This is a genomic window from Streptomyces sp. NPDC028910, from assembly GCF_055564955.1.
In genome coordinates, this window is record NZ_JBVHVF010000011.1 from 195,326 (window position 1) to 198,002 (window position 2,677).

At 71.6% G+C, this 2,677-nt stretch carries 3 protein-coding genes; 1 reads left to right on the plus strand and 2 read right to left on the minus strand.

The features are described from left to right. Positions 1 to 112: 112 nt before the first annotated feature. Positions 113 to 460 (minus strand): hypothetical protein, encoded by a 348-nt coding sequence (locus ACZ4TV_RS16695; protein ID WP_468135188.1) that lies wholly within the window; start codon positions 458 to 460, stop codon positions 113 to 115. Between the two features lie 517 nt (positions 461 to 977). Here ACZ4TV_RS16695 and ACZ4TV_RS16700 point away from each other — a divergent pair. Continuing rightward, complete coding sequence (locus ACZ4TV_RS16700) at positions 978 to 1,640, plus strand: class F sortase (protein WP_468135190.1); 663 nt, start codon at positions 978 to 980, stop codon at positions 1,638 to 1,640. 37 nt (positions 1,641 to 1,677) lie between these two features. On the opposite strand, the gene ACZ4TV_RS16705 is transcribed toward ACZ4TV_RS16700, so the two are convergent. Beyond that, complete coding sequence (locus ACZ4TV_RS16705) at positions 1,678 to 2,571, minus strand: S41 family peptidase (protein ID WP_468135192.1); 894 nt, start codon at positions 2,569 to 2,571, stop codon at positions 1,678 to 1,680. Positions 2,572 to 2,677: the final 106 nt, after the last annotated feature.

A 2,677-nucleotide genomic window follows, 5' to 3' on the forward strand; every position in this document is an offset into this window, starting at 1 on the left:
CTCCCCCCCCACCCCCCCCCCCCCCCCCCCCCCCCCCTCCCCCCTCTCCCCCCCCCCCCCCCCTTCCCCCCCCTCCGGTAGCGGGGGACACCTGACCGGGGAGGCCGGCCGGTCAGGCCCGGCCGCGGAGCGGGCGGCGACGGCGGATCACGTGGGCGCCCGCGCCGAGGGCCGCGGCGCCGACGAGGCCCGCGCCGATGGCGGTCTCGGCGGTGGACGGGCCGAAGGATCCGCCGATGCCGCCCTGCGCGGGGTTGCCCTCGAGGATCCTGAAGCGGGCGGTGGCGACCAGGCTGCTGTCGTTGCACCTGACCTGAAGCGTGTGGGTGCCGGGAGAGGCGTGGTTGAAGATCCGGACCGTCGCGAAGCCGATCGACCCGGCGGACAGGTTGGCGGGCGGAAAGTTGCCGTGCGAGGTGACGGTACCGCCGTGTCCACAGCCCGACGCGCTCACCTGCATCGTGGATCCCTGGTGCACGGCGAACGGGTTGACGGAAACGTTGCTGGGGCCCCCGTTCCCACCCTGCGGGGGGTTGGCAGAGGCAAACGGGGCACTGAGGCCGATCGCGGCGCAGGCTGCCGCCGTCACGGTAAGAGCGCGCAGAACACGCATGGTGGAACCTCCAGCGGAAAGCGCCCCGGAGCGTCGGCCCCGGATGATCGACGAGAACGCCTCCCACGTCGAACCCTCGGGGCGTCCCGCAAGCTCCGCATGTCCGGCTTTGGGCCGCCCGGTTGAGCGACACGCCGAGCCGCGGGCGGCGCGGCTGACGGATCCGCAGGTCACGACCCGTCAGGCATTTATGTGACGATTACCTGGATGGGCGCACCCCTTCCGGCCCCTTGCGGGCGGCGGCCACCCGTTCGCCCTTCCCCTCTCGCCGTCCTGCCGACTCAGCCTTAGCGTGCGTGAAGTAGGGCGTACGGGGGCGGGACAGGAACGCGGGTCGGGACCCCCGCGTCGGGAAGGGAGAACGATGGGCGAGGACGAGACCGGGCAGTCGCGCAAACGCTCACCGTGGGGCGTGATCGCCCTGGTCATGCTCACCGGCCTCGCCATGGTGCGCAACGGTGTGAACGCCGACGACGGACCGCCCCAGCCCACCGCGGCCTCGGCCGTCGCGGTGACGGCCGATCAGCTGCCGGCGAACCCGCCGACTCCGCCCGCGGACATGGAGGTGCTGGAACACTCGTCGGTGCAGCGCATCCGGATTCCCACGATCAACGTGGACGCGCCGGTGATGACGGTCGGGCTGGACGCGGAGGGCTGGATCGACGCCCCGCCGCCACAGGACCGCAACCTCGCCGGCTGGTACCTCAACGGCATCTCGCCCGGTCAGCGGGGCTCGGCGGTGATCGTGGGCCACGTTGACAACGCGCAGGGCCCGGCGGTCTTCTACGGCCTGGGCTCCGTCAAGCCGGGCAACCAGGTCGAGGTGGCGCGGTACGACGGCCGCACAGCCGTGTTCGAGGTCTACGGCGTGGAGGTGTTCTCCAAGGAGGCCTTTCCCGGAGCCCGGGTGTACGGGGACACCGGGCACCCGGAACTCCGGGTGATCACGTGCGGCGGCGGATACTCGAAGTCCCGCGGCTACGACGGCAACGTGGTCGTCTTCGCCCGCATGGTGGAGGCCCGCTAGACCCGGTCGCGCCCATGCACCCTACGCACCTGGGCACCTACGCGCCCGGGCGCCCCAGTGCGGCCTTGAGTGCCGCGTCGAGTGCCTGCTCCGCCGGGACGGGTACGTCGGGGGCCACTCCGACGCCCTCCCAGTTGGTGCCGGTGACGGTGTTGACGGTCCGGGCGGTGGGCACGGTCACGAGGATGTGTTCGCTGACCGGGTGACGGACCGTCGGATGCGCGCCGCCCCGTGTCGTCTCTCCGACGAGGACGGCCCGGCCGTGCGCCTGAAGGGTGTACGCCACGTCCTCGCCCCCGGAGAAGGTGGTCGCGCTGGTCAGCACGTAGACCGGGCGGTCCGTGTAGCGCGGCGCGGGAAGGTGCGGAAGTGTCCAGTACTGGCGCGTGGCGCCGGTGGACCGCTCGTAGATGTCGTTGAGATGCACCTGGTCGTCGCCGAAGAAGTAGCTGCACCACATCGCGGCCCCCTCCGGCGCCCCGCCGCGGCACGCGCGCAGGTCCAGGATGAGCGCGGAGCTGTGGGCGACCAGCTGCATGGCCGCGCCGATCACGGCGGCGCCCTCGTCGGCGGCGGCGATGCGCCGGACCTCGATGAGCCCGATGTTCCCGTCCAAGTGCTCGACGCGGCGGACCCCTTGGTTCTCCTCTCTGAGCAGCGTGCGGAAGGCGGCCCGCCCCTCGTCCTCGTCCCGCGGATCCAGTGACTGCGGCTCTTCCACCCAGAGCAGCCGCAGATGCTTGTCCGGGCACACCTCCTGGAAGTGGGCGGTCACCGTCTCGCAGAGGGCCGGCCCGTCCAGGCCGTCGTACGCGCCCGCCGTGAGACGGCGCCGGATCGCGGCGTCGATGTCCACGGCCTTCTCGGGGAAGACGTACCCGGCCCCGATCCGGTCCAGCGCCTGCCCGATTATCTGTTCGTTAGTCAGCATGGCGGGCCACACTAGACGAGTAAGTCCGAAGTCTTCGGGCGCATGAAGCGAGGGTCTCGTTGATCCGTTTGTGACGACAGATCTCGAAACCCTCGCGACAGCACTG